The sequence below is a fragment of the Blautia hominis genome (genome assembly GCA_002270465.1).
GTDB lineage: Bacteria > Bacillota > Clostridia > Lachnospirales > Lachnospiraceae > Blautia > Blautia hominis.
In genome coordinates this window covers 649,568-671,667 of sequence record NQOF01000001.1, presented here as the reverse complement: position 1 = coordinate 671,667, position 22,100 = coordinate 649,568, and the positions used below count along the sequence as shown (strand labels likewise).

Sequence of the window (22,100 nt, the reverse complement as noted above, 5' to 3'; positions counted from 1 at the left end):
CCATTTTCTTATTATTTGCTATTTCTGCTATTTATGATATAATACATAAATATGTATGTGAACAAACGAGGAAGACTTGTTTTGATACAGGTGTTTTGAGGGATAAGAGGATTAATTGGTTGAAGGAGAAAGACATGGAATGTCAAAGAAATACAGACCCTGCAGTGAACAGAGCTGAGGGGAACATGCCATCCGGTGAGTGCAGCGGGCTGTCAGGCTTGGGAGAGGGAACCTGCAATTCGGATAGAAGATCAGATTATTTTAAATGGATGATGGATGAATATGTGGGAAATGTCTATCTGGCCGATCTGGAGACATATGAACTTCTGTATTTGAATTCGTCTTCCTGTGAAACCCTGGGCAGGCCGTTTGAGCAGGTGGCAGGCCGCAAATGCTATGAGGTAATACAGGGCAGGACCAGCCCCTGTCCCTTCTGTACCAATCACCTTTTGACAGAAGATGAATTCTATGAATGGGAATTTTATAATCCTGTGCTGGACCGCACATTTCTGATCAAGAACCGTATTGTGTACTGGGAGGGCCACAGGGCACGCCTGGAGTTGTCCCACGATAACCACAGTATGGAATACAACATGGCAAAAAAGGACAGGGAAAAAGAAGCCATCATCCGGACCATCCCCGGTGGGTTTGCCAGGGTGGACGCCAGGGATATGCGGACGGTTCTATGGTATGGAGGCGGTTTTCTGCAGATGATCGGTTATACCAAATCGCAGTTTGAAGCAGAACTGCATTCCCGCTGTGATTATGTGCACCCGGATGATCTGGAGCGGGCGGTAAAGGTCATGGAGAATTCCAGAGAAAATGGCGCAGATACAAGCACCGAGGCCCGCATTATCACACGCAGCGGCAGGATTAAAATCCTCACCATGACGTTCAGCTATGTGAGTGCTGAGGAGAGCTGGGATGGTATCCCGTCCTTTTACAGTGTGGGGATTGATATGACCAATGACCGGGAGGAACAGCAGAGACAGCGCATCGCCCTGGAAGAAGCCTGCCAGGCTGCCAGGATAGCCAATCAGGCGAAGACAAACTTCCTTTCTTCCATGTCACATGATATCCGGACACCCATGAACGCTATTATGGGAATGGCGGTAATTGCCCAGGCCAATATAAATTCTCCGGAAAAGATACGGGATTGTCTCAACAAGATCGGCACATCAAGCCGTCATCTGCTCAGTCTGATCAATGAAGTCCTTGATATGTCAAAGATTGAAAGCGGGAAAATCGATCTGACGCCGGAAAAGGTCAATCTGCCGGAGCTGGTCCAGAATATAACGGACATGTGCCGCCCTCTGGTGACAGAAAAACAGCAGGAATTTCAAATCAGTATCGGCCAGGTACGGCATGAGAATATCATTGCTGACGGCGACCGGCTGCAGCAGATCCTCATGAATCTTTTGTCCAATGCGATCAAGTATACCCCTGAAAGAGGAAAGGTCATACTGCGCATCAATGAACTGCACGCACCGTCTCCGGGGAAAAGCCAGTTTGAATTTATCTGTATCGACAATGGGATAGGGATAGCCGATGATTTCATCCCCCGGATATTTGAACCATTCACCAGGGCAGAGGATTCTCGCATCAGTAAACTGCAGGGCACAGGCCTGGGTATGACCATTACGGAGAATATTGTCAGGATGATGAACGGTTCCATCCATGTGCAGAGCGAGCTTGGGAAGGGCAGTAAATTTACCGTTTCCGTTCCCCTTGAACTCTGTCTGGAAAAAGAGGAATACAGTGAGGAACTTGCCGGTCTGCCGGTACTGATCGTGGATGATGATAAAATAACCTGTGAAAGTGCAGCGGCACTGCTCAATGAATTGGGAATGCGGGGATATTGGGTATTATCCGGTAAGGAGGCTGTCCGGCGGATCGTAGAAGCCCATGAAGAGAAGGATGATTTTTTTGCCGTTGTGCTGGATTGGAAGATGCCGGAGATGGATGGTCTGGAGACAGTGAAAGCCATCCGCAGAGAATTGGGCAGCGATGTGCCAATTATCATTGTTTCCGCTTATGACTATTCGGAAATCGAGGAGGAATTTCTGCAGGCAGGAGCAGATGCGTTTATCACAAAACCGCTGTTTAAGTCCAAAATGCTGCAGGTACTCCATATATTTATATCTTCAGATCTGGGTGAGGCGGCAGAATCAAAGGATGAGAATATACATACGCAGACAGACTGCAAAAAGATCCTGTTGGCAGAGGACAATGACATGAACCGTGAGATCGCGGTGGAGCTGCTCCAGATGCAGAATTTCGCTGTAGACGCAGTGGAGAACGGACAGCGTGCCCGGGAAGTGTTTGAAGCATCCGCAGTGGGTGAATATGATGCCATTTTGATGGATATCCAGATGCCGGTCATGAATGGTTATGACGCCACTTCTGCCATACGTTCCCTGAACCGCTGTGATGCGGGGACTGTACCCATTATAGCGCTGACAGCGGACGCTTTTACCGCTGACGTGGCAAGAGCCAGGGATAAAGGTATGAATGATCATATTGCCAAGCCCATTGAACTTAAGCGGCTGCTGGATGTTCTAAACAGATGGATGCAATAAAGGTGGTGCGTGATCCTGTCTGAGTTACAGGGAAATGGGATAGGAAATGCAAAGGTCAGGTACCAGACGATACCTGACCTTTGCATTTCTGTCTGTATAAAGTTAGCATACATCGGAGATAAAGCCCAGTGTACTGTCCGCGGCTGTGCCGCTGATGACATAGCGGGCAGTATTCCGGCAGGAATCCGAGTAAATAAAAATCTGATGAGCCTCCCGGTCTGGTCCCTGAGGGACTTCCGCATAAAAAGTGATACAGGAACCTTCCGGGATTCCGTGATCCTCCAGACTGATGGTGGCGGAAGCTCCGGGTGGGAGCATGGTGTGCCCCTTCTCATAAATCCGGCAGCCCCGGCAGTCCACATAGACAAAGCCGGGACGCACAATAAAATTTCCCTGGTTTTTCAAATGAATATGGCTGATCTCCTTCATGTAAAGACTCCTTTTCACAGAATATCCTCTATAGACACTCTATGCGGAAATCCTTGAAATCAGTATGCTTACTTGAAAGCAACTTCCAGACGCACCGGCTGGTGGTCTGTGTATTCAAACCCCACGTCAATGACATTTACATTTCTCACCGCCAGGTTGTCGGATACAAGGAAACCGTCAATGACATACACCTGAGAGGTATCGTATGACCCGGTATAAGGGGCGTTCAGCAGACGGCAGGTGGGGAAGGAATCATCTATGGCAAAGGAAAAATGTTCGGGGATGTCACTTTCCCCGATCACACCGGGAACCCAGTCTTCCTTATGGGTGACAGGATATTTGTCTACGCCCTCAAAGGTCTGGTTGAAATCTCCCCCTGCAATGACATAATTTCCTTTTTCATATTCCCTGGCCAGCACATCTGCAAGCATTTTGCTCTGGGCTATTTTACCCTCCCCGCTGTCATAAGCCTCCAGATGGAAATTGATGAGCACCAGTTCTTTGGAGGAATCTTTCAGAGGAAATCTGGTAACCAGAAGACAGCGTTTCAGATTACAGGTCTTTACCGGCCAGGAGAAGGACTCCGGCAGGGAAAGTCTGACAGCATCTGTAACATAGTTGTCCGTCAGAGTGACCAGGCCGCTTTCCACATGCCCGATAGGAGGAATCGGGTAGGGTACAAAATCACATTTGAAATTATAGGCGAAGAAGCTGTTTTTGTTCAGAGCTTCGCTGTAGATGCTGCGTTGATCTATGCCGTAGGAGCGGGTGGAATTGATGTCAACCTCCTGTAAGAAATACGCGTCAGAGGGATTATCCTGAAGGATTTTTGTGATACCGTCCAGGTTGTCTTCCACCAGGGATTTGGAGCCGGGTTTGACCTTGCTCCCGCCGTCCATGAAAAAATCCTCATCTTTACTCAGGGATGCATAACCGGTGTTGTAGCTCATGACAGAAAAAGGACGGCCCAGTGAGAGCAGTTCACCGTCTTTGTAATTCCCCTCCACGGTTTCCTCTGCCTTTGGACGGTATTCCCTAACGGTAAGGTAAACCACAAGAAGCAGTAAAATACCAATGAGAACCAGTAAAAGGATACCAATGCCTTTGAAAACGGTTTTTGCTTTTTCCATAATCTTCCTCCTCTTTTGTTATAGTTTCATTATAATAGACTGCAAGGGAAACTGTAAAGGAGTTTCTTTAATTCAAATTGACGGGGCATCCGCGCTCCTATATAATATATAGAAGAGACACGGAGTCGGCGTTCAGGAAGAAGGAATGATATGCAGAAAAAAAAGAGGTGGATCACAGTCGGAATCCTCACCCTGGCCATTGGGTTTATCATAGGGGCATCTTTCTTCTATGCTGCTTATATTTATGACATTCTGGAAAATGAAACAAATGCCTATGCGCAGGAGCTTGCGCAGCAGAGTATAAAGCTGATCAATGAGCGGATAAACAATGATTATCTGTATCTGGAGGGGATCGCGGATTCTATCGGGGGACAGAAAACATCGGTCCATTCAGAGCGGGTTTTGGATATCCTGGAGCAGAAATCCAATATAACCCGTTTTACAAAGCTTGCTGTTGTGGATTTGCACGGCAATATGTATTACAACGGCATGGAGCAGCAAAGGAATGTAAAGGACAGGGATTATTTCAAAAAGGCGATGCAGGGGGAAAGCTCCGTGGAGAGCCTGGTTGGAACCGACAGCAGCAGGAGAATGATGATCATCAGCGTACCCATATACCGGGAAGGGGAAATCAAAGGGATCGTGCTGGGACAGTATACCATGGACCAGCTGGAATATTTAATGTCCATCCAATATTTCAATGGAGAAGGGTACAACTATATAACGGATTCCTCCGGAGAAATATTAGTGCGTTCAGAGCAGGGGGACGCCAAAGAGAATGTGCTGGAAGACCTGGAAAAAGTGGTCAGTAAAGAATTCACCAGGCAGAATCTGCAGGATTTGGCAGAGCATATGAAAAAGAAAGACAATGGACATATTCGTTACCAAAAAAAGGGTGAGGAATATATATTAGAGTATACGGCTGTGGGGATCAATGACTGGTATCTGCTTCTGGTGATCCCCTGTAATGTGGTGGACGCCAAGACAAGGGATGTGATCGACGGCACGGCACTGTACTGTGTTTCCGTTCTGCTGGTGCTGGGTCTGATGGTTTTTGTCATGCTGAACAGCCGCCGTATGACCCATAAAAAAATAAAGCAGGCATATGAGAATATCCGTTCTATTTACCGGACTGTGCCCAGTGCCATTGTCCGTTTTCGCCTGGATGAGAATCTGCCGATCCTGGATTCCAATGACGGTTTTTACCAGTTCATGGAATGTTCTTCGGACGAGTATCAGGAGAAATACGGAAGCTTCCTTTGGCCGGTCCTGGAGAGCGGAGACCGTGAGTGGTTTCAGAATCTCAAAGAGGGGCTGGTGTCCAGGGAGTTTTTGATCCGATGCGGAAAAAAGCAGAGCAAATGGGCTTACGGGAATTTTGATGTGCAGAGACAGGAAGGTCATCTGGTTGTCCAGTGCGCCTTTATAGATATCAGCCGCCAGAAACAACAGCTTTCAGAGGCTGTGAAAAGTGCATCCAGAGATTCCCTGACCGGTTTAAAGAACAAGAGGGCACTGGAGCAGGAGATGGATATGGTCATTGAGGAGAGCGGCAATGCAGGGGCTTTTCTGATCTTAGATCTGGATAATTTCAAGAATGTGAATGATACCTGCGGCCATCCCCAGGGGGACCGGGTTCTGCAGTTATTTGCAGCCTGTATGAAGAACACCTTCCGGGGAGATGACTTTACGGGACGTATGGGCGGCGATGAGTTTGTGGTGTTTATGAGGAATGTGAATGAACGGCAGAAAATTTCCAGAAAGGCAGAGCAGCTTATGGAAAATTTCCAGAGCAGCCTGACGAAGGAGTTCAAGGGATGCAGCCTGTCGGTCAGTATAGGGATCGCTGTGGCGCCTGATGACGGAACAACATTTCCTGTGCTTTACCAAAAGTCAGATAAGGCACTTTATGAGGCGAAAAAGCGCGGAAAAGACCAAGTTTGTTTTTATGAAGGATAAGAGGTATGGGAACTGTCCACACAGGGGCTGTTCCCATACCTTATTATATTTCGTGCAAAAATTCATCTATATAATAGAGAGCCGCCCCCACGGGAGGTGCAAGCTGTCCGTGGGTACTCAGAAAAATAAAATCCTTCTGCTGTTTATATGGGGAGGCGTCTGTGATCATACGTGTGAGCCGTTCCAAATCTTCCGGTAGAAAGTAGGGGGCCAGATATCCGCTTATAATGACATAGCAGTCCAGCACCACATTCAGGTTACATATGGCAAACGCCAGGTGCCGCAGGTAATCCTCCCAGATCTTTATGAAGGCAGGGGTTCCAAGCCGGAGTTGTCCGAAGAAAGCGGGAATGTCGGTCCCTGCCGCCCGCTCCAGACTGTCCGCGGAACAGTAGGTTTCCAGACAGCCCCGCTCCCCGCAGTAGCAGAGCGGGCCGTCAGGATTGATACACATATGTTCTATGGAACCGCTGTGCATGCCGAGGCCGTTATGCACTTTTCCATCCAGAATGACAGCCCCGCCCAGATTCTGGTTCAGCAGGACTACAATGGAATCCCGGAACTTTTCCTGATGCCAGGTTTCCAGATAACCGGCTGCTTTGGAGTCGTGTTCCAGGCGGCAGGGATAGGGAATATGGCGGGCAAAATCCGAAAGCTTCATACCGGTATGGTCCAGCACCCTGCCATAACTTACAGAGGTACCGTCAGTGGAGATCAGGCCCTGCATTGCGATCGCTGCGCCCAGGATCTGTTGCCGGGGCAGCCTATATTTTTCTGTGAAAGCATTTACCGTTTGCCCTACTTTTTCACAGTATGCATCTGAGACATGAAAAGGGAGGGGGTAAGATTCCTGTTCCAGAATGCATCCGTATAGATCCACAGCGGCAATATGCAGGGTTTTCCTGAGTATCTCAATACCGAGAGATATTCTGGCCCTGGGCAGAATGCGGATAGCCTGGGCCTTTCTGCCGCCTGTGGATTCAAAATAACCGTTCCGTTCGATCAAGCCTTCCTCCTCCAGAAGCTTCAGATTCTGTGTCACAGTGTTCATACCCATCTGCAGGGCAGAGGCGATCCCCTGCTTGGAGATGGTGTGGCTGTCATATATGAGATGGTATACTTTGCTCTTATTTATCTTTTTGATTTCCATTGTGGTCATGCCGGTTGTCATCATGAATTTCCTCCTGGGATATTGCTGTTTGCATCGGTTCCGTATCTCGCCGGTTACTGCTGCTGTTTCTATTTTAGTATGGGAAAAAGAAAAAGACAATTCCTAATCAAAAGTTATAGCAGAATGAATAAAAACTTGTGCTTAAAATTGGTATTATTGTCAATTGTAATTTGTGGTACCTTGCTATATAGTGAACTTATGCGTAATACATAATCATAAGTTTGAGGTAAAAGTAAAAATTAGTTTTGATTCAGGAGGAGTCGGATATGAGAAGTGCAGTATTTTACGGAAAACATGATCTGAGAGTGGAAGAACATGAGATGCCTGTTGTGGGGCCTCATGATGTGTTGATTCAGGTTAAGGCATGTGGCGTGTGCGGAACTGATGTTCATATTTATGAGGGAGATAAAGGCGCAGCGGAAGTGACACCGCCCACCATCCTGGGACATGAATTTTCCGGTGTGATCCGGGAGGTGGGAAGCCAGGTGAAGAATTACAAAGCGGGGGACAGAGTGTGTATTGATCCAAACTGTTACTGCGGAGCCTGTGACCCGTGCAGAAACGGGGTTGCCCATTACTGTGAAAATATGATCGGATATGGAACCACAGTGGACGGCGGATTTGCGGAATATTGTGCGGTGGATGAACGTCAGGTCTATCTGCTGGGCGAGCACACCACTTTTGAGCAGGGCGCAATGGCAGAACCGGTGGCCTGCTGTCTCCACGGTATTGACATGTGCGAGATCCAGCCCGGACACCAGGTGGTGGTGATCGGCGGCGGTATGATAGGGCTTTTAATGCTTCAGCTTGCAAAGCTGGCAGGGGCCGCTAAGGTGGCCTTGCTGGAACCGGTGGAGAACAAGAGGGAAGTGGGAAGAAAGCTTGGGGCAGATGTATGTATTGACCCGCTGAAGGAAGATGTAAAAGGCCGTCTGGCGGAATGTGGGATGAACTGGGTGAATGTGGTGATCGAATGTGTGGGGCGTCCGACTACTATTGAGCAGGCAATTGATATTGCGGGGAATAAGGCGGTTGTCATGATGTTTGGGCTTACAAAGCCGGATGAAGAGATTACTGTGAAGCCGTTTCAGATCTTTCAGAAGGAGTTGGTTCTGAAGGCTTCTTATATTAATCCTTATACACAGAGACGGGCGCTGGATCTGATCAATTCGGGGAGACTGGATGTGAGCAGTATGGTTTATGCGGTATGCGGACTGGAGGAATTGGAGGATGTTTTGGGGAGGCCTGAGGTGAGGGCGAAAGGGAAGTATGTGATTGATCCGGGAAAATAGGGGAGATGAGCGGACTTTGATAAGCGGATTTAGATAAGCGGGTATAGATAAGCGGGTATAGATAAGCGGATTTAGATAAGCGGATTTAGATAAGCGAGTATAGATAAGCGAGTATAGATAAGCGGATTTAGATGAGCGGATTCGGGGGAGAGGCTGTCGGGCGGAACACGGTTGTGGGAGCTTGGCGGCTTCTTTTTTTGTGTTTTGGCTGGGAGGGACGGGATGAGGGGAGGTACCGGGAGGGGCGGCGGGGTGTATATCTGTGGCCGCTCGACGTTCCAGAACCTGTGAGCTAGCCAATAACTACGACTAAGACGTTCGCCAGCGGGCTCACGCCTAAGTCTGCGTAATTGGCGGATCTCACAGAACCTTCCACTTAACCTCGCTGCCACAGATATACACCCCGCCGCCCCTCCCGGTACCTCCCCTCATCCCTGGTGTTCTCAGGCGGATGGGTTTGAGGCAGACGGAATCCAGGAGGAAAGTGCTTGAGACAGATGAGCTTGAGACAGATGAGCTTGAGGCATAAGGGCTTGAGGCAGAAAGTGCTTGAGGCAGAAAAGGCATGAGACGGATAGGCTTGAGGCGGAAGTACTTGAAGCGAAAAGTGCTTGAGGCAGAAAGTGCATGAGACGGAAGGGCTTGAAGCGGAAAGTGCTTGAGGCAGAAAGTGCTTGAGGCGGATAGGCTTGAGATGGACAGGATTGGGGCAGAAGGGCTTAAGGCAGAATGGATTAAGGGGGAATGTGATTTGGTTACATAAGAGGGGGAAATGGAAAAAATGTGGGAAAGGGTATTGACATTTGGAACTGTAACTAATATAATTTCAGTATGAACTGTAACAGAGAAGATAACAATATGGAGGTTTATTATGAGAAAACGGAGACAGTATTGGATGGCAATGGCGGTGACGGCTGTAGTGGCGGCTGGGGTGCTGGCTGGTTGTGGGGATAAAGAGGATAAAGGGGGGAAGGTTGAGACACAGACAGAAGAGAGCGCGAAAAGCCAGAAGGAGGAGAGTGTAGCCTCCGGCAGTGCTGCAGGGGAGAGTGCAGAGACGAAAGAAGTGCAGGAGGGGAAGGATGACAGTCAGGGAGAGGAACAGAAGGCGGACGTAGAGAGCGGCAGCCAGGATGGACAGCAGGCAGAAGCGCAGGATGAGGGCGCTGGGGATGCGGTGGAGAAGAATGATGTTTTTGGGGAGTTTCAGACTAAGACACTGGATGGGGAGGATGTGGACCAGGAATTGTTTGGTAAGTCGGATCTGACCATGGTGAATATCTGGGGGACTTTCTGCGGGCCTTGTATCAGGGAAATGCCGGATCTTGGGGAACTGAGCCGGGAATATGCGGATAAAGGATTTCAGATGGTGGGGATCATCAGTGATGTGAGTAAACCGGGGGATGAGACGGCGCTTGAGATCGTGGAGTCAACAGAAGCTGATTATACACATCTTGTGATACCGAAGGATGCCAATATGCAGTATAGGATCTTGAAAAATGCGCAGGTTGTGCCCACAACGATTTTCCTGGATAAGGATGGTAACCAGATTGGAGATACTTACCCGGGAGCAAAGAGTAAGAAGCAGTGGACAGCTATTATAGATGAGATGCTTGGGAAGGTGTCAAATGAGTAGGAAGAAAGCGGCAGTGATCAGAGGCCTGCTTCTTGTCACGGCGGCGGCCTTTATCCTGTTTGGGGTGAGCCGGGGGGAAGCGGATACAGTGCTTACAAAAGCGATCAATATATGTCTGGAGTGTATAGGAATTGGTTAATATCTGGCAGAAGATCCAGAACAGGCTGCGGCTGATTGTGCAGGTGGGATTTACGGCACTGACCAACGGCTATGTTTTGGGATTTATCAAAGGAAGGATTTATAAAGGTCCCACCAAGGCGCTGTGTGTGCCGGGGCTGAATTGCTACTCCTGTCCGGGAGCACTTGGGGCCTGTCCCATTGGCTCTCTGCAGGCAGTGCTGGGGAGTCGGAATTATCGGTTTTCCTTTTATATTATCGGATTTCTGATATTTATCGGTTCCCTGATCGGAAGATTTGTGTGCGGCTGGCTTTGCCCGTTTGGGCTAATTCAGGATCTTCTTTATAAGATACCGTTTCTTAAAAAGAGAAAGAGGAAGAATCTGCCGGGGCACAGATGGCTTATATGGCTGAAATATGTGATATTAGTGGTATTTGTGATACTGCTGCCAATGTTTTATGTGGATATTATCGGACAGGGAAGTCCCTGGTTCTGCCAGTTTATCTGTCCCAGCGGGACACTGACCGCAGGTATTCCCCTGGTGCTTTTAAATAAGGATCTGCAGGGAGCGATCGGATTTCTGTTTGCCTGGAAGGTGGCAATCCTGGTGGTGATCGTGCTCCTTTCCCTTATGGTATACAGGCCGTTTTGTAAATATCTGTGTCCTCTGGGCGCGGTTTACGGCCTGTTTAATCCGATTGCGCTGTACCGATATCAGGTGGATGAATCTAAGTGCAACCGGTGCGGGAGCTGTCAGAGGGTCTGTAAGATGGATATCCGTGTGTGGGAGAATCCCAACAGCAGGGAGTGTATCCGCTGCGGCGACTGCATCAGGAGTTGTAAACGCGGTGCTATATGCACAAGCATGAAAAAGAACAGGAGTGAGGGTGAGAAAAATGACAAGTGAATTTGCAATTGCAGTACATGCGCTGGTTTATCTGAACCATAAACAGGAGACCCTGGCAAGTGAGGAGCTGGCAAAGAATGTCTGTACCAATCCGGCGCGCATCCGTAAGGTTATGGCAAAGCTGAAAAAGAAGAATCTTATCGCCACCAAAGAGGGACAGAATGGCGGGTACCATACTTCTATGGAAGCCGGGGATGTGGATCTTGCCATGATTTATGACGCATTGGAGACAGAGGCTGTGTGCGCGTCCTGGAAGTCCGGGAATCCGGATATGGAATGTATGGTAGCTTCTGGGATGGCTGACATTATGGATGATATTTATGGCGAGCTGAATGAAGTTTGCAGGGAAAAACTCAGTAAAATAACCATAGAGGATATAGATAAAAGGATTTTCCACAGAGAGGAAAGGTAAAGAGATATGAAAAAATATGATGCAGTGATCATCGGATTTGGCAAAGGCGGCAAAACACTGGCAGGCAAGCTGGCAGGACAGGGTAAAAAGGTGGCAATGATCGAGAAGGACGCGGGCATGTACGGCGGAACCTGTATCAATGTGGGGTGTATCCCGTCAAAATCCCTGATCAGAAGCTCCGGGCTGGCTTTTAATAAGAAAGAAGCATCACCGGAAGAGAGGACTGCGGATTATGAGGCGGCCATTGATGAAAAGAGAAGGCTTACCTCCATGCTCCGGGAAAAGAATTTCAGGAAGCTGGATGACCTGGAAAATGTGGATGTATATAACGGAATTGCATCGTTTGTCTCCAACACAGTTGTGGAGGTGAAGATGGCTGAGGAAACCTTTGAAATCAAGGGGGAGAAAATCTTTATCAACGCAGGAGGAACCCCTGTGATCCCGCCGATCAAAGGGCTGGAAGGTAATCCCTTTGTACATACCAGCGCAGAACTGATGGATTTAAGAGACTATCCAAAGCGCCTTGTGATCGTGGGAGGCGGTTATATTGGCCTGGAGTTTGCTTCCATGTATTCAGGATTCGGAACAAAGGTGACAGTTCTGCAGGACGGGGAAGTGCTGATCCCAAGAGAAGACAGGGATATCGCGGGTGCTATTCAGGGTGTGCTGGAAAACCGCGGTGTGACCTTTAAGCTGGGAGCCGGGATCCACGAGATCGCCCAGGCAGACGGCCATGCCCTGGTGAAGCTGACGTTCAAAGGACAGGAGGAGATCCTGGAGGCAGATGCTGTGCTGATCGCAACCGGAAGAAAACCCAACACGGAAGGTCTGCACGCGGAGCGGGCAGGGGTAGCGCTTAACAGCAGAGGGGCAGTGGTTGTGGATGACAATCTGAAGACAACGGCTGATAATATCTGGGCCATGGGAGATGTGCACGGCGGGCTGCAGTTTACTTATACTTCCCTGGATGATTTCAGGATCATCTGGTCCCAGATGAACGGCGGCAGCTATGCACTCTCCAGGAGAAAGGCGGTTCCTTACAGTGTGTTTATCTCTCCCTCCTATTCCCGCGTGGGAATGAATGAGACAGAGGCCAGGAAGGCAGAGATACCGGTGAAGATCGCAGTACTTCCGGCAGCAGCCATCCCCAAAGCACAAGTTTTGAAGAATCCCCAGGGCATGTTAAAGGCAGTGATCCATGAGGAAACAGGGCAGATACTGGGAGCTATGCTTCTCTGTGAGGAGTCCTACGAGATGATCAACACTATAAAACTGGCAATGGACTTAGGTGCTCCTTATCAAGTGCTGCGTGACCAGATCTATACCCATCCAACTATGAGCGAGGCGTTCAACGACCTGTTTGCTGTCTGATGAAAAAAGAATTGCTATTTTTCCTGTTTCTGTTATAATAAATTCATTGCTTTACATTCATAAAGGGAAACAGGGGAAACAGCATGAAAGACAAGAGAGATTTTGGATATAATATCGTCCTTATCGGATTTATGGGAGCAGGAAAATCCACAATTGCGCGTACACTGAGTGAAAAGTACGGCCTGGAAGTAGTGGAGATGGACCAGCTTATCTCCGAAAGAGAGAAGATGAGCATACCGGAAATTTTTGAGACTCACGGTGAGGAATATTTCCGCAATCTGGAGACAGAACTTTTGATCGAGCTGCAGGACAGGAAAAACGTAGTGGTATCCTGCGGAGGCGGGGTACCCATGCGGGAGTGTAATGTGGCAGAGATGAAAAAGAACGGCAGAGTGGTACTGCTGTCCGCCTCTGCGGAGGTGATCCTGGAACGGGTAAAGGACAGTCATGACCGTCCCGTCATAGAGGGCAACAAGACAGTAGCGTACATCCGTTCGCTTATGGAAAAACGCAGAGAAAAATACATGGCAGCAGCGGATTTTATTGTCAATACGGACAAAAAAAGCGCGGAAGAAATCTGTAGGGAACTGGTGGAAAAATTGGAAGAAAGTAACAAAAATATGGAATAATGTTACGTGAAAAAACGGCATTTTGCAGTAAAAAAACCTGCAAATTGCCGTTTTTTTGCCTTCTTAAGGAGTCTTCAGAAAATGTTTTGTTGCCTTTTCGTTAAATTTATAGTATTATAAGTGGGAATTATCGTAACTAAGCAGCAGGTCTGCGCATTTACTGTGCTGACTGTAAGACCGCGTTTTACAGACAGGCGCAAATTCCATTGTCAAAGGCAGTTTGCATGGATTTTTGTCTGTGATTGTGAAGGTACTGAACGGTTACGGATGATCGTGGTCAGCTGGCAGAGTAAAGTGCAGATGGCTGCGAATTATGAAGAAGAGAAGGTGATAAACCTTGATAAAAGAGAACCAGAAGCATTTTAACCGTCTGCAGGTGGTGATCGATGCTTTTGTGATTGCGCTCTCTTATTTTCTGGCTTGGGTCATTAAGTTTTATGTACCTTTCCTGAACGACAATGTAGGAAGATTACCTTTCCGGGTCTATATGTCAGCGCTGCTGTTCATTGTGCCCGGATATTTGATATTAAATTATGCATTTAACATGTATACGCCAAAGCGTATACAGGGAAGAAGGCTGGAACTTTCCAATATCATTAAGGCCAATACCATTGGGATGTTTCTGTTTGTCGGGGCCTTATATCTGGTTAAGCAGATTGATTTTTCCCGTCATGTTATTGTCATTTTTTATGTGGTCAATATTTTTCTGGAGACTGTGTCCAGGAACCTTATAAGGCTGGGGCTGCGTCAGATGCGCTCCAAGGGATATAACCAGAAGCATGTTCTTTTGGTGGGCTACAGCCGTGCCGCTGAGGAATATATCGACCGTATTCTCGCAAATCCCCAGTGGGGATATAAGGTGAGAGGAATTCTGGATGACCATATTGAGGCGGGAACCGAGTATAAGGGGATCAAAGTGCTGGGAAGGATTGCCAATCTGATGGTGATCCTGCCGCAGAACCACCTGGATGAGATTGCCATCACTCTTGGACTGAATGAGTATTACCGTCTGGAACAGATTGTGGCGCTCTGTGAAAAATCAGGAGTGCATACAAAATTTATACCGGATTATAACCGTATTATCCCCACAAAACCCTATACAGAGGACATTCTGGGACTGCCGGTTATCAATATCCGATATGTGCCCCTATCCAATACCTTCAATGCCCTGATAAAGCGCATTATGGATTTGGGAGGCGCGCTGGCCGCAATTGTATTATTTTCACCGGTTATGCTTTTCTCGGTGATCATGATAAAAATCACATCTCCCGGGCCGCTTATTTATAAGCAGGAGAGGGTGGGTCTGCACAACCGGAATTTTATGATGTACAAATTCCGCTCCATGGATGTGCAGCCGCCGGAAGAGGAGAAAAAAGCCTGGACCGTTAAGGATGACCCAAGAGTCACCAATTTCGGCAAATTTATGAGAAAAACAAGTATCGACGAACTGCCTCAGCTTTTCAATGTACTGCGCGGAGAGATGAGTCTGGTTGGTCCCAGACCGGAGCGTCCGTTTTTTGTGGAAAAATTCCGGGAAGAGATACCCAGATACATGATCAAGCATCAGGTACGCCCAGGACTTACGGGGTGGGCTCAGGTGAATGGATACAGGGGAAACACCTCCATCCGCAAGCGAATTGAGTATGACCTGTATTACATTGAGAACTGGACCATAGGGCTTGATATCAAGATACTGTTTCTCACAGTTTTTAAGGGCTTTGTAAACAAAAACGCTTATTAGTAAATAAGGGGAAGTGAAATGGCAAAAAAGAACAAAAGCGTCAGAAGACGCAGAAAAAGAAGAGTGCTTTTTGGTATTGAACTGTTTGTGCTGCTGATCCTGGTGGGCGGACTCTTCATATACGCTAAGGTTAACGAAAAGATGAATAAGCTGGATCTTGACAACAACAACTCGGAAGAAGCAAGCCAGGTTGAGGTCAATGAGGACGTGATCGGTAGCAAAACGCTGAAGGGATTTACCAACATTGCTTTGTTCGGTGTGGATAATAGAGAAGAAAATGTAAAATCAGGACAGAGTGATACGACCATTATTGCCAGTATCAACAATGATACAAAAGAAGTGAAGCTGGTTTCTCTTTACAGGGATACCTATGTGAATGTTGGCAATGACGTCTATACCAGATGTAATGCCGCGTATAATACCGGCGGTCCGACCCAGGCTATGTCTATGATAAATACAAACCTGGATTTGAATATTACTAATTATGTTGCCGTGAATTTTAAAGCGTTGGCTACTGCAATTGACTGTCTGGGCGGTCTTGATGTGGATATGACCTATGTTGAAATTGTAAATATGAATGACTACTGTGTAGAGACTGCAAAAGTGACAGGTATGGATTATGAGCCTATTGAGCTTCCGGAATATCCTGGTGATGATAAACAGGAGTCTGAGATTATAGGAAATTATCATCTGAACGGTGTGCAGGCGACAGCATATTGCCGTATTCGTTATACCAGCGGCTGGGATATGAAACGAACCGAGCGTCAGAGATATATTATTTCTTTGATTGTGGAAAAAGCAAAAAAAGCAAGTCTGTCCACATTGAATGATATCATGGATGAGGTATTTCCAATGATCGCCACAGACTTCAGTAAGAGTGATCTGGTAAAGCTTGGCATGGGCATCCTGTCTTACAAGCTGGGAGAAACCAGCGGATTTCCCACCAGTAACATGATGGGAGAGGAAGTGAAACGCAGTCCTGTAGGTGAAGATTATGTGATACCTACAACTTTGGAGACAAACGTTAAAGCACTGCATCAGTTCCTTTTTGGAGAAGAAAGCTATGAACCTTCTGAGACAGTAAAACAGAGAAGTGACTATATTGCAGGCTTTTCAGGATTCGGAAATTCTTATGTTTCAGATGAGCAGAAAGCATTTATATCAGAACGGGCCTCCACTTATGACGGGTCTGCGCTCAAGCAGTCAAGCAAAAGCGGTTCTGTCGGCTCCGGTGATACGGATGACAGCGGTTCCGGTGGCTATAGCGATTCTTCTGATTACAGCGACAGCGGCTCTTCCGACTACAGCGACAGCGGCTCTTCCGACTACAGTGACAGCGGTTCTTCCGACTACAGCGACAGCGGTTCTTCCGATTACAGTGACAGCGGATCCTCCGACTACAGTGACGGCGGATCATCCGATTACAACAGCGGAGATGATTACGATGATTCCGACGATAATTATGACAATGGTTATGATGACAGCCAGGATAACGGATACAGCGGCGGTGGTTCAGGAGATTCCGGTGACAATGGAACCGGAAGCGGCGAGTATGAAGATTATGAATAAAAAATAAGAAAAGCGGCAGGGGATGTTGTGTGTATAACACAGCATCCCTTGTGCCATATCAAGGAGGGATCCAATGGATTCTTATACAGTGACAGTGATAATACCGGTATACAAACCGGATGAAAAGTTCAGGAAGCTGATGAAAGGGCTGAAGAGGCAGACCTATCCCATAAAAGAAATCCTGATCATGAATACAGAAGAAGAATTCTGGAAAGATGCCTGGATACAGGGGATGGAAAATGTCCGGGTGGAACACTTAAAAAAAGAAGAATTTGACCACGGCGGAACAAGGGCCAGGGCGGCGGCTGTGAGCACAGGCAATATACTGGTCTTTTTTACACAGGATGCAGTGCCTGCGGATGAACATGTGGTGGAAGAACTGGTAAAAGCTTTCCATGATCCCAAGGTGGGGGCAGCTTACGGCAGACAGCTTGCAGACAAAGACTGCCGTATCATTGAAAAGTACACACGTTCCTTTAATTATCCGGCAAAGAGCAGCGTCAAGAGCAAAGACGACCTGCCGGATCTGGGGATCAAAACCTTTTTCTGCTCCAACGTCTGTGCAGCATACAGAAGGAGTATTTATGAAAAAATGGGAGGGTTTATCACACACACCATTTTTAATGAGGATATGATTTTTGCTGGCAGACTGATTCTGGAAGGTTACTGTGTGGCATATGAGGCGGAGGCCAAGGTCATTCATTCCCACAATTACGGGTGTATGCAGCAGTTTAGACGAAACTTTGATCTGGCAGTATCTCAGGCGGACCATCCGGAAGTTTTTGCAGGTATCCGTTCTGAAAGTGAGGGCATCCGCCTGGTAAAAAAGACGGCAGGGTATCTGTTCAAAATACACAGACCCTGGCTGATCGCGGAGCTGGTGGTGAAGAGCGGCTTTAAATTTCTGGGGTACCGCATGGGAAAATCCTACCGCCGTCTGCCCAGATCCGTTATAAATTTTTGTACTATGAACGCTTCTTACTGGACATCAACACAATAATCTGCTAAAATAGGCCATGTTTCATGGATAGAAAGACAAACACACCGGATGATAAGACAAAGATAGGGAGACCGATCCGGTTACATGGAGGAAATGATTATGTGTGGAATAGTTGGTTATATCGGAGAAGAACAGGCAGCCCCCATTTTGCTGGAAGGCCTGGAGAAACTGGAATACAGAGGATACGATTCCGCGGGAATCGCTGTCTATAATGGAACATCCATTGAGATGATGAAGTCCATGGGAAGGCTGAAGATCCTGGATGAGCTTACCCACGGCGGAGCAACTCTGCCGGGTACCGTGGGGATCGGACATACCAGATGGGCAACGCACGGTTCACCTTCCGATGTCAATGCCCATCCCCATTTCAATAAAGAGCAGACCATTGTTGTAGTACATAATGGGATCATCGAGAACTATATGAAACTGAAGAAGAAACTGGAGGCAAAAGGTTACGAATTTGTGTCTGAGACAGATACAGAGGTAATCGCCCATCTTCTGGATTATTATTACAAGGGAGATCCGCTGGAGACCATCGCCAAGATCATGCACCGTATGGAAGGCTCTTATGCACTGGGCATTATGTTCAAAGACCAGCCCGATAAACTTTACGCAGTGAGAAAAGACAGCCCTCTCATTGTGGGGAGGAGTAATGTGGGAAATTTGATCGCCTCCGATGTGCCGGCAGTGCTGAAATACACAAGAGATGTGTATTTTATTGAGAATGAAGAGATTGTCTGCATGACAAAAGACAACATCACCTTCTACAATATTGACGAGGAGGAACTGGAGAAAGAGCCTACTACCATTGAATGGGACATTGACGCGGCTGAAAAAGGCGGCTATGAGTTTTTCATGCTCAAAGAGATGTATGAACAGCCCCAGGCAGTCGGTGACACCTTGAATCCCCGGATCAAGGACGGCAATGTAGTGATTGAAGAACTGGGCATGTCTGATGACGAGATCCGCAGCATCCGCAAGATATACATGATCGCCTGCGGTTCCGCTTACCATACCTGCGTATCCGCAAAATATGTGTTTGAAGGTCTGGCCAGGATTCCGGTTGAGGTAGACCTGGCAAGTGAATTCCGTTACCGCCACCCCATCTATGAGCCGGATACCCTGGCGATCATCGTGAGCCAGTCAGGGGAAACCGCGGATTCCTTGGCCGCTCTGCGTGAGGCGAAAGATCACGGGATCAAGGTGCTGGGGATTGTCAATGTGGTGGGAAGCTCCATTGCCAGGGAAGCAGACAATGTAATGTACACTTGGGCAGGACCCGAGATCGCGGTTGCCACCACAAAGGCATACAGTACCCAGCTCATCGCCCATTATCTGCTGGCACTGAAATTTGCCAAAGCCAGAGGAGAGATTGATGATACACAGATGGCGGAGATGGTAGAGGATTTGAAGAAGCTTCCCGGACAGATTGAGATGCTGCTGGAGAACAAGAAAAGGATCCAGAAATTTGCCAACCGTTATCTGGCTACAGAGCATGTGTTTTTCATCGGAAGGGGACTGGACTATGCCATTTCTCTGGAAGGTTCCTTGAAATTAAAGGAAATCTCCTATATCCATTCAGAGGCGTACGCAGCGGGCGAATTAAAACACGGCACGATCTCCCTGATCGAGGAGGATACCCTTGTGACCGCAGTTGCCACCCAGGAAGAACTGTACAAGAAAACACTCAGCAATATACAGGAAGTTAAGACAAGAGGCGCATTTGTGCTGGCAGTGACAAATGTGGGCAATACCGAAATTGAGAAAACTGCGGATTATGTGATCTATCTGCCAAAGACAAATAAATACTTTACCAATTCTCTGGCAGTGGTACCGCTTCAGCTTTTTGCATACTATGTGTCTCTCGGAAAAGGCCTGGACGTGGATAAGCCCAGAAACCTGGCCAAATCTGTGACTGTAGAATAGAATTTCATTTTTTCTTTGCTGTTTTATCACAATTTGAACACAAATGGCTGGTAAACTATGTTCAGAAAGATAAGAAATAAGAGAATTAAAGTAACGATTCCGCAGCCGAGCAAAATCCCAACGCCAAAGGCGGTTCCGCAGGGATTTTTGTTCGTGACTGTGAAGAGATGGAACCGTTACAATTTAGAGATAGATAGCAGTGAAGGGAGAATGAATCATGAGTGAAGAATTCAAAGAAGGTCTGAATGAGAACCGTGGTGTGGAGGAAGACAATACTTCCGGTATGGATACAACGGGCGGTGTAAACTTTACGATAAAAGATGCGGCAGATGTGAGGCCGTCAGAACCGGAGCAGGCAGCACCGGAACAGGCGGCACCGGAAACTTTGGATCAGACAGCACCGGATTCTGCAGCAGCACCCGGAATGGAATCCCCAGTACCGGGCAGGGAGCCGGGGACACCGGCCTATGAAACCGGAGCAGCCATGTCAGAGGCAGCTGCAGCCAAAGAGCCGGATCATACGAATACAGACAGCGCCGGAGAAAAAGCAGAAGAACCTGCCGCAGCTCCCACACCGGAGAATCCTGTCTATGCCCGTTCCTACAAGGGTGAACCGAAAAAGGAAGAGTGGTATGAGAAGGAGAGGAAGAAAAATTATGATTCCTACAAATTTTCATCCCCCATTCCTCCGGAGAATAATAAAAAAGAGAGGCCCCGGAGATCGCAGGGCGGAATCGGAAAGAAGCTGGGGACAGCAGCAGCCTGCGCAGCAGTTTTCGGTCTGGTTGCCGGTGTGGTCTTTCAGGCAACCAATTACGTGGGTGACAAAGTAAATCCAAAAGAAAATATAAAAATAGAGAACACGCAGACAACCGGTGATAACTCCGCAAAAGAAAACAACGCGATCAGCACCGGCAATACGGATTCCTCCGGGGCCACCGTTGCCCAGGTGGCTAAAAATGCCATGCCTTCTATTGTGTCCATTGTAGGAGTGAGTGTTCAGGAACTGCCTGATATCTATAAGTATTTCTATGGGGAGCAGGCACAGGAAGCAAAGAGCAGTGGTTCCGGTATCATTGTCAGCCAGAATGATACAGAACTTCTCATAGCCACCAACAATCATGTGGTGAGCGGTGCGGATTCCCTCACGGTATTCTTTACCAACCAGGACGGCAGCGCGGTTACAAGTTCCCAGGTGGAGAAAACCAGCAGCGAACAGGGAGAGGGCACAGAGGAGTCGGAAAACCCGGGCAGTGCGGTTGCAGCCCAGGTGAAGGGTACAGATGCGGACAATGACCTGGCGGTCATCTCTGTAAAGCTGTCGGATATCCCTCAGGATATTCTGGAGGAGATCAAAGTGGCAACCATCGGTGACTCCGATGCTCTGGCTATGGGTGAGCAGGTGGTGGCCATCGGCAATGCACTTGGATACGGACAATCCGTGACCAGCGGTTATGTGAGTGCCCTGAACCGTCATGTGAACTCTGAGAATGCCAACAGCACATTTATCCAGACCGATGCAGCCATCAACCCGGGCAACAGCGGCGGTGCGCTTCTGAATATGAACGGGGAGCTGGTAGGCATTAACTCCGCCAAGATCGCATCCAACGAAGTGGAGGGAGTAGGATTCGCGATTCCTATTTCCAAAGCGGAACCTATCCTGGATGAACTGATGAGCAAGGAAACCAGATATAAAGTGGAAGACGAGGATAAAGCATCTTATCTTGGAATTACATGTACCGATGTAACATCCGAGGCCGTTCAGGTATACGGCATGCCGGTAGGTGTCTTTGTATACAGCCTGGAGGAGGACGGTCCTGCTGCACAGGCAGGTATCCAGAAGGGTGATGTGATCCTGAAGATTGACGGAACAACCCTGAACACCAGGGATGAACTGATCGAGAGACTGCAGTATTATGAAGCAGGGGAGAGCGTGGAGTTTGTCATCTCCCGTGCCCAGAACGGAGAGTACAAAGAGCAGACCATTACCGTGACCCTGGGTGCTAAAAAAGATGCCAAGACAACGGACAAAGCAGCTGACAAAGGAGAGGAACAATCCCGTTAAGGGTTAGAACAGCAGATAAAAGGTGTCTGCCTGTACATATAAGGGTACAGGCAGATGCCTTTTTCTGCGCAGTTCAGAGCTTGGAGGAGGTTTAAAAGCCCGGTTTTACAGGCAGTTAATGAAAAGTTTACTTGTTACTCATATGAATTTGTGATAAGATACCCAC

The 22,100-nt window shown here is 47.9% G+C and carries 17 protein-coding genes; 14 read left to right on the top strand and 3 right to left on the bottom strand.

The features are described from left to right. The first annotated feature begins 134 nt into the window (after positions 1 to 134). Entirely contained in the window at positions 135 to 2,579 is a 2,445-nt protein-coding gene (locus CI595_RS03125) for a PAS domain-containing hybrid sensor histidine kinase/response regulator (RefSeq protein ID WP_095171599.1), read from the top strand. A 102-nt stretch (positions 2,580 to 2,681) separates the two neighbouring features. Here CI595_RS03125 and CI595_RS03120 read toward each other — a convergent pair whose 3' ends face one another. Both CI595_RS03120 and CI595_RS03115 read right to left on the bottom strand, forming a co-directional pair. Then, a complete protein-coding gene (locus tag CI595_RS03120) occupies positions 2,682 to 3,008 on the bottom strand; it encodes a hypothetical protein (protein WP_095171596.1) in 327 nt (108 codons plus the stop codon). A gap of 68 nt (positions 3,009 to 3,076) precedes the next feature. Next, the gene (locus tag CI595_RS03115) at positions 3,077 to 4,138 is read right to left on the bottom strand and encodes an endonuclease/exonuclease/phosphatase family protein (RefSeq protein ID WP_095171593.1); all 1,062 of its coding nucleotides are present in this window, start codon (positions 4,136 to 4,138) and stop codon (positions 3,077 to 3,079) included. A 150-nt stretch (positions 4,139 to 4,288) separates the two neighbouring features. Here CI595_RS03115 and CI595_RS03110 point away from each other — a divergent pair, with 150 nt between their 5' ends. Next, complete coding sequence (locus tag CI595_RS03110; protein WP_095171591.1) at positions 4,289 to 6,097, top strand: sensor domain-containing diguanylate cyclase; 1,809 nt, start codon at positions 4,289 to 4,291, stop codon at positions 6,095 to 6,097. A gap of 43 nt (positions 6,098 to 6,140) precedes the next feature. Here the strand turns inward: CI595_RS03110 and CI595_RS03105 are convergent, their stop codons facing one another. Further along, positions 6,141 to 7,271 (bottom strand): ROK family protein, encoded by a 1,131-nt coding sequence (locus CI595_RS03105; RefSeq protein ID WP_095171588.1) that lies wholly within the window; start codon positions 7,269 to 7,271, stop codon positions 6,141 to 6,143. Positions 7,272 to 7,534: 263 nt separating this feature from the next. Between CI595_RS03105 and CI595_RS03100 the strand changes: the two genes are divergently transcribed. From CI595_RS03100 to CI595_RS03050, 12 genes are all read left to right on the top strand, one after another. Further along, positions 7,535 to 8,560, top strand: coding sequence for a zinc-dependent alcohol dehydrogenase family protein (locus CI595_RS03100; protein WP_095171585.1), 1,026 nt, complete (start codon positions 7,535 to 7,537; stop codon positions 8,558 to 8,560). 871 nt (positions 8,561 to 9,431) lie between these two features. Next, on the top strand, positions 9,432 to 10,196 hold the full coding sequence (locus CI595_RS03095; RefSeq protein WP_243135086.1) for a TlpA family protein disulfide reductase: 765 nt from the start codon (positions 9,432 to 9,434) through the stop codon (positions 10,194 to 10,196). Beyond that, positions 10,189 to 10,335 (top strand): CD1871A family CXXC motif-containing protein, encoded by a 147-nt coding sequence (locus tag CI595_RS26315; protein ID WP_167388440.1) that lies wholly within the window; start codon positions 10,189 to 10,191, stop codon positions 10,333 to 10,335. Before CI595_RS03095 ends, CI595_RS26315 begins: the two co-directional genes overlap by 8 nt. Before the next feature lies 1 nt (position 10,336). Beyond that, positions 10,337 to 11,221: a 4Fe-4S binding protein gene (locus CI595_RS03090; protein WP_167388446.1), complete on the top strand. Its 885-nt coding sequence runs from the start codon at positions 10,337 to 10,339 to the stop codon at positions 11,219 to 11,221. Further along, positions 11,211 to 11,633, top strand: a complete 423-nt coding sequence (locus CI595_RS03085) for an RrF2 family transcriptional regulator (RefSeq protein ID WP_095171581.1) — start codon at positions 11,211 to 11,213, stop codon at positions 11,631 to 11,633. The genes CI595_RS03090 and CI595_RS03085 overlap by 11 nt, the downstream gene beginning before the upstream one ends. A 6-nt stretch (positions 11,634 to 11,639) precedes the next feature. Then, positions 11,640 to 13,004, top strand: a complete 1,365-nt coding sequence (locus tag CI595_RS03080; RefSeq protein WP_095171579.1) for an FAD-dependent oxidoreductase — start codon at positions 11,640 to 11,642, stop codon at positions 13,002 to 13,004. A gap of 83 nt (positions 13,005 to 13,087) precedes the next feature. Next, on the top strand, positions 13,088 to 13,633 hold the full coding sequence (locus tag CI595_RS03075) for a shikimate kinase (RefSeq protein ID WP_095171577.1): 546 nt from the start codon (positions 13,088 to 13,090) through the stop codon (positions 13,631 to 13,633). Between the two features lie 337 nt (positions 13,634 to 13,970). Then, a complete protein-coding gene (locus CI595_RS03070; protein WP_095171574.1) occupies positions 13,971 to 15,374 on the top strand; it encodes an undecaprenyl-phosphate glucose phosphotransferase in 1,404 nt (467 codons plus the stop codon). An 18-nt stretch (positions 15,375 to 15,392) separates the two neighbouring features. Then, positions 15,393 to 16,943, top strand: a complete 1,551-nt coding sequence (locus CI595_RS03065; protein ID WP_095171572.1) for an LCP family protein — start codon at positions 15,393 to 15,395, stop codon at positions 16,941 to 16,943. A 73-nt stretch (positions 16,944 to 17,016) separates the two neighbouring features. Beyond that, complete coding sequence (locus CI595_RS03060) at positions 17,017 to 17,943, top strand: glycosyltransferase family 2 protein (RefSeq protein WP_095171569.1); 927 nt, start codon at positions 17,017 to 17,019, stop codon at positions 17,941 to 17,943. A 99-nt stretch (positions 17,944 to 18,042) separates the two neighbouring features. Next, a complete protein-coding gene (gene glmS / locus CI595_RS03055) occupies positions 18,043 to 19,869 on the top strand; it encodes a glutamine--fructose-6-phosphate transaminase (isomerizing) (protein WP_095171566.1) in 1,827 nt (608 codons plus the stop codon). A 217-nt stretch (positions 19,870 to 20,086) separates the two neighbouring features. Then, complete coding sequence (locus CI595_RS03050; RefSeq protein ID WP_187143992.1) at positions 20,087 to 21,934, top strand: S1C family serine protease; 1,848 nt, start codon at positions 20,087 to 20,089, stop codon at positions 21,932 to 21,934. Positions 21,935 to 22,100 lie beyond the last annotated feature (166 nt).

Excerpts from the sequence above, each read along its gene's own strand:
- CI595_RS03100 (WP_095171585.1), top strand. The coding sequence starts at position 7,535 with ATGAGAAGTGCAGTATTTTACGGAAAACATGATCTGAGAGTGGAAGAA.
- CI595_RS03120 (WP_095171596.1), bottom strand. The coding sequence starts at position 3,008 with ATGAAGGAGATCAGCCATATTCATTTGAAAAACCAGGGAAATTTTATT.
- CI595_RS03085 (WP_095171581.1), top strand. The coding sequence starts at position 11,211 with ATGACAAGTGAATTTGCAATTGCAGTACATGCGCTGGTTTATCTGAAC.
- CI595_RS03105 (WP_095171588.1), bottom strand. The coding sequence starts at position 7,271 with ATGATGACAACCGGCATGACCACAATGGAAATCAAAAAGATAAATAAG.
- CI595_RS03095 (WP_243135086.1), top strand. The coding sequence starts at position 9,432 with ATGAGAAAACGGAGACAGTATTGGATGGCAATGGCGGTGACGGCTGTA.
- CI595_RS03065 (WP_095171572.1), top strand. The coding sequence starts at position 15,393 with ATGGCAAAAAAGAACAAAAGCGTCAGAAGACGCAGAAAAAGAAGAGTG.
- CI595_RS03050 (WP_187143992.1), top strand. The coding sequence starts at position 20,087 with ATGAGTGAAGAATTCAAAGAAGGTCTGAATGAGAACCGTGGTGTGGAG.
- glmS (WP_095171566.1), top strand. The coding sequence starts at position 18,043 with ATGTGTGGAATAGTTGGTTATATCGGAGAAGAACAGGCAGCCCCCATT.
- CI595_RS03060 (WP_095171569.1), top strand. The coding sequence starts at position 17,017 with ATGGATTCTTATACAGTGACAGTGATAATACCGGTATACAAACCGGAT.
- CI595_RS03080 (WP_095171579.1), top strand. The coding sequence starts at position 11,640 with ATGAAAAAATATGATGCAGTGATCATCGGATTTGGCAAAGGCGGCAAA.
- CI595_RS03125 (WP_095171599.1), top strand. The coding sequence starts at position 135 with ATGGAATGTCAAAGAAATACAGACCCTGCAGTGAACAGAGCTGAGGGG.
- CI595_RS03115 (WP_095171593.1), bottom strand. The coding sequence starts at position 4,138 with ATGGAAAAAGCAAAAACCGTTTTCAAAGGCATTGGTATCCTTTTACTG.
- CI595_RS03110 (WP_095171591.1), top strand. The coding sequence starts at position 4,289 with ATGCAGAAAAAAAAGAGGTGGATCACAGTCGGAATCCTCACCCTGGCC.
- CI595_RS26315 (WP_167388440.1), top strand. The coding sequence starts at position 10,189 with ATGAGTAGGAAGAAAGCGGCAGTGATCAGAGGCCTGCTTCTTGTCACG.
- CI595_RS03075 (WP_095171577.1), top strand. The coding sequence starts at position 13,088 with ATGAAAGACAAGAGAGATTTTGGATATAATATCGTCCTTATCGGATTT.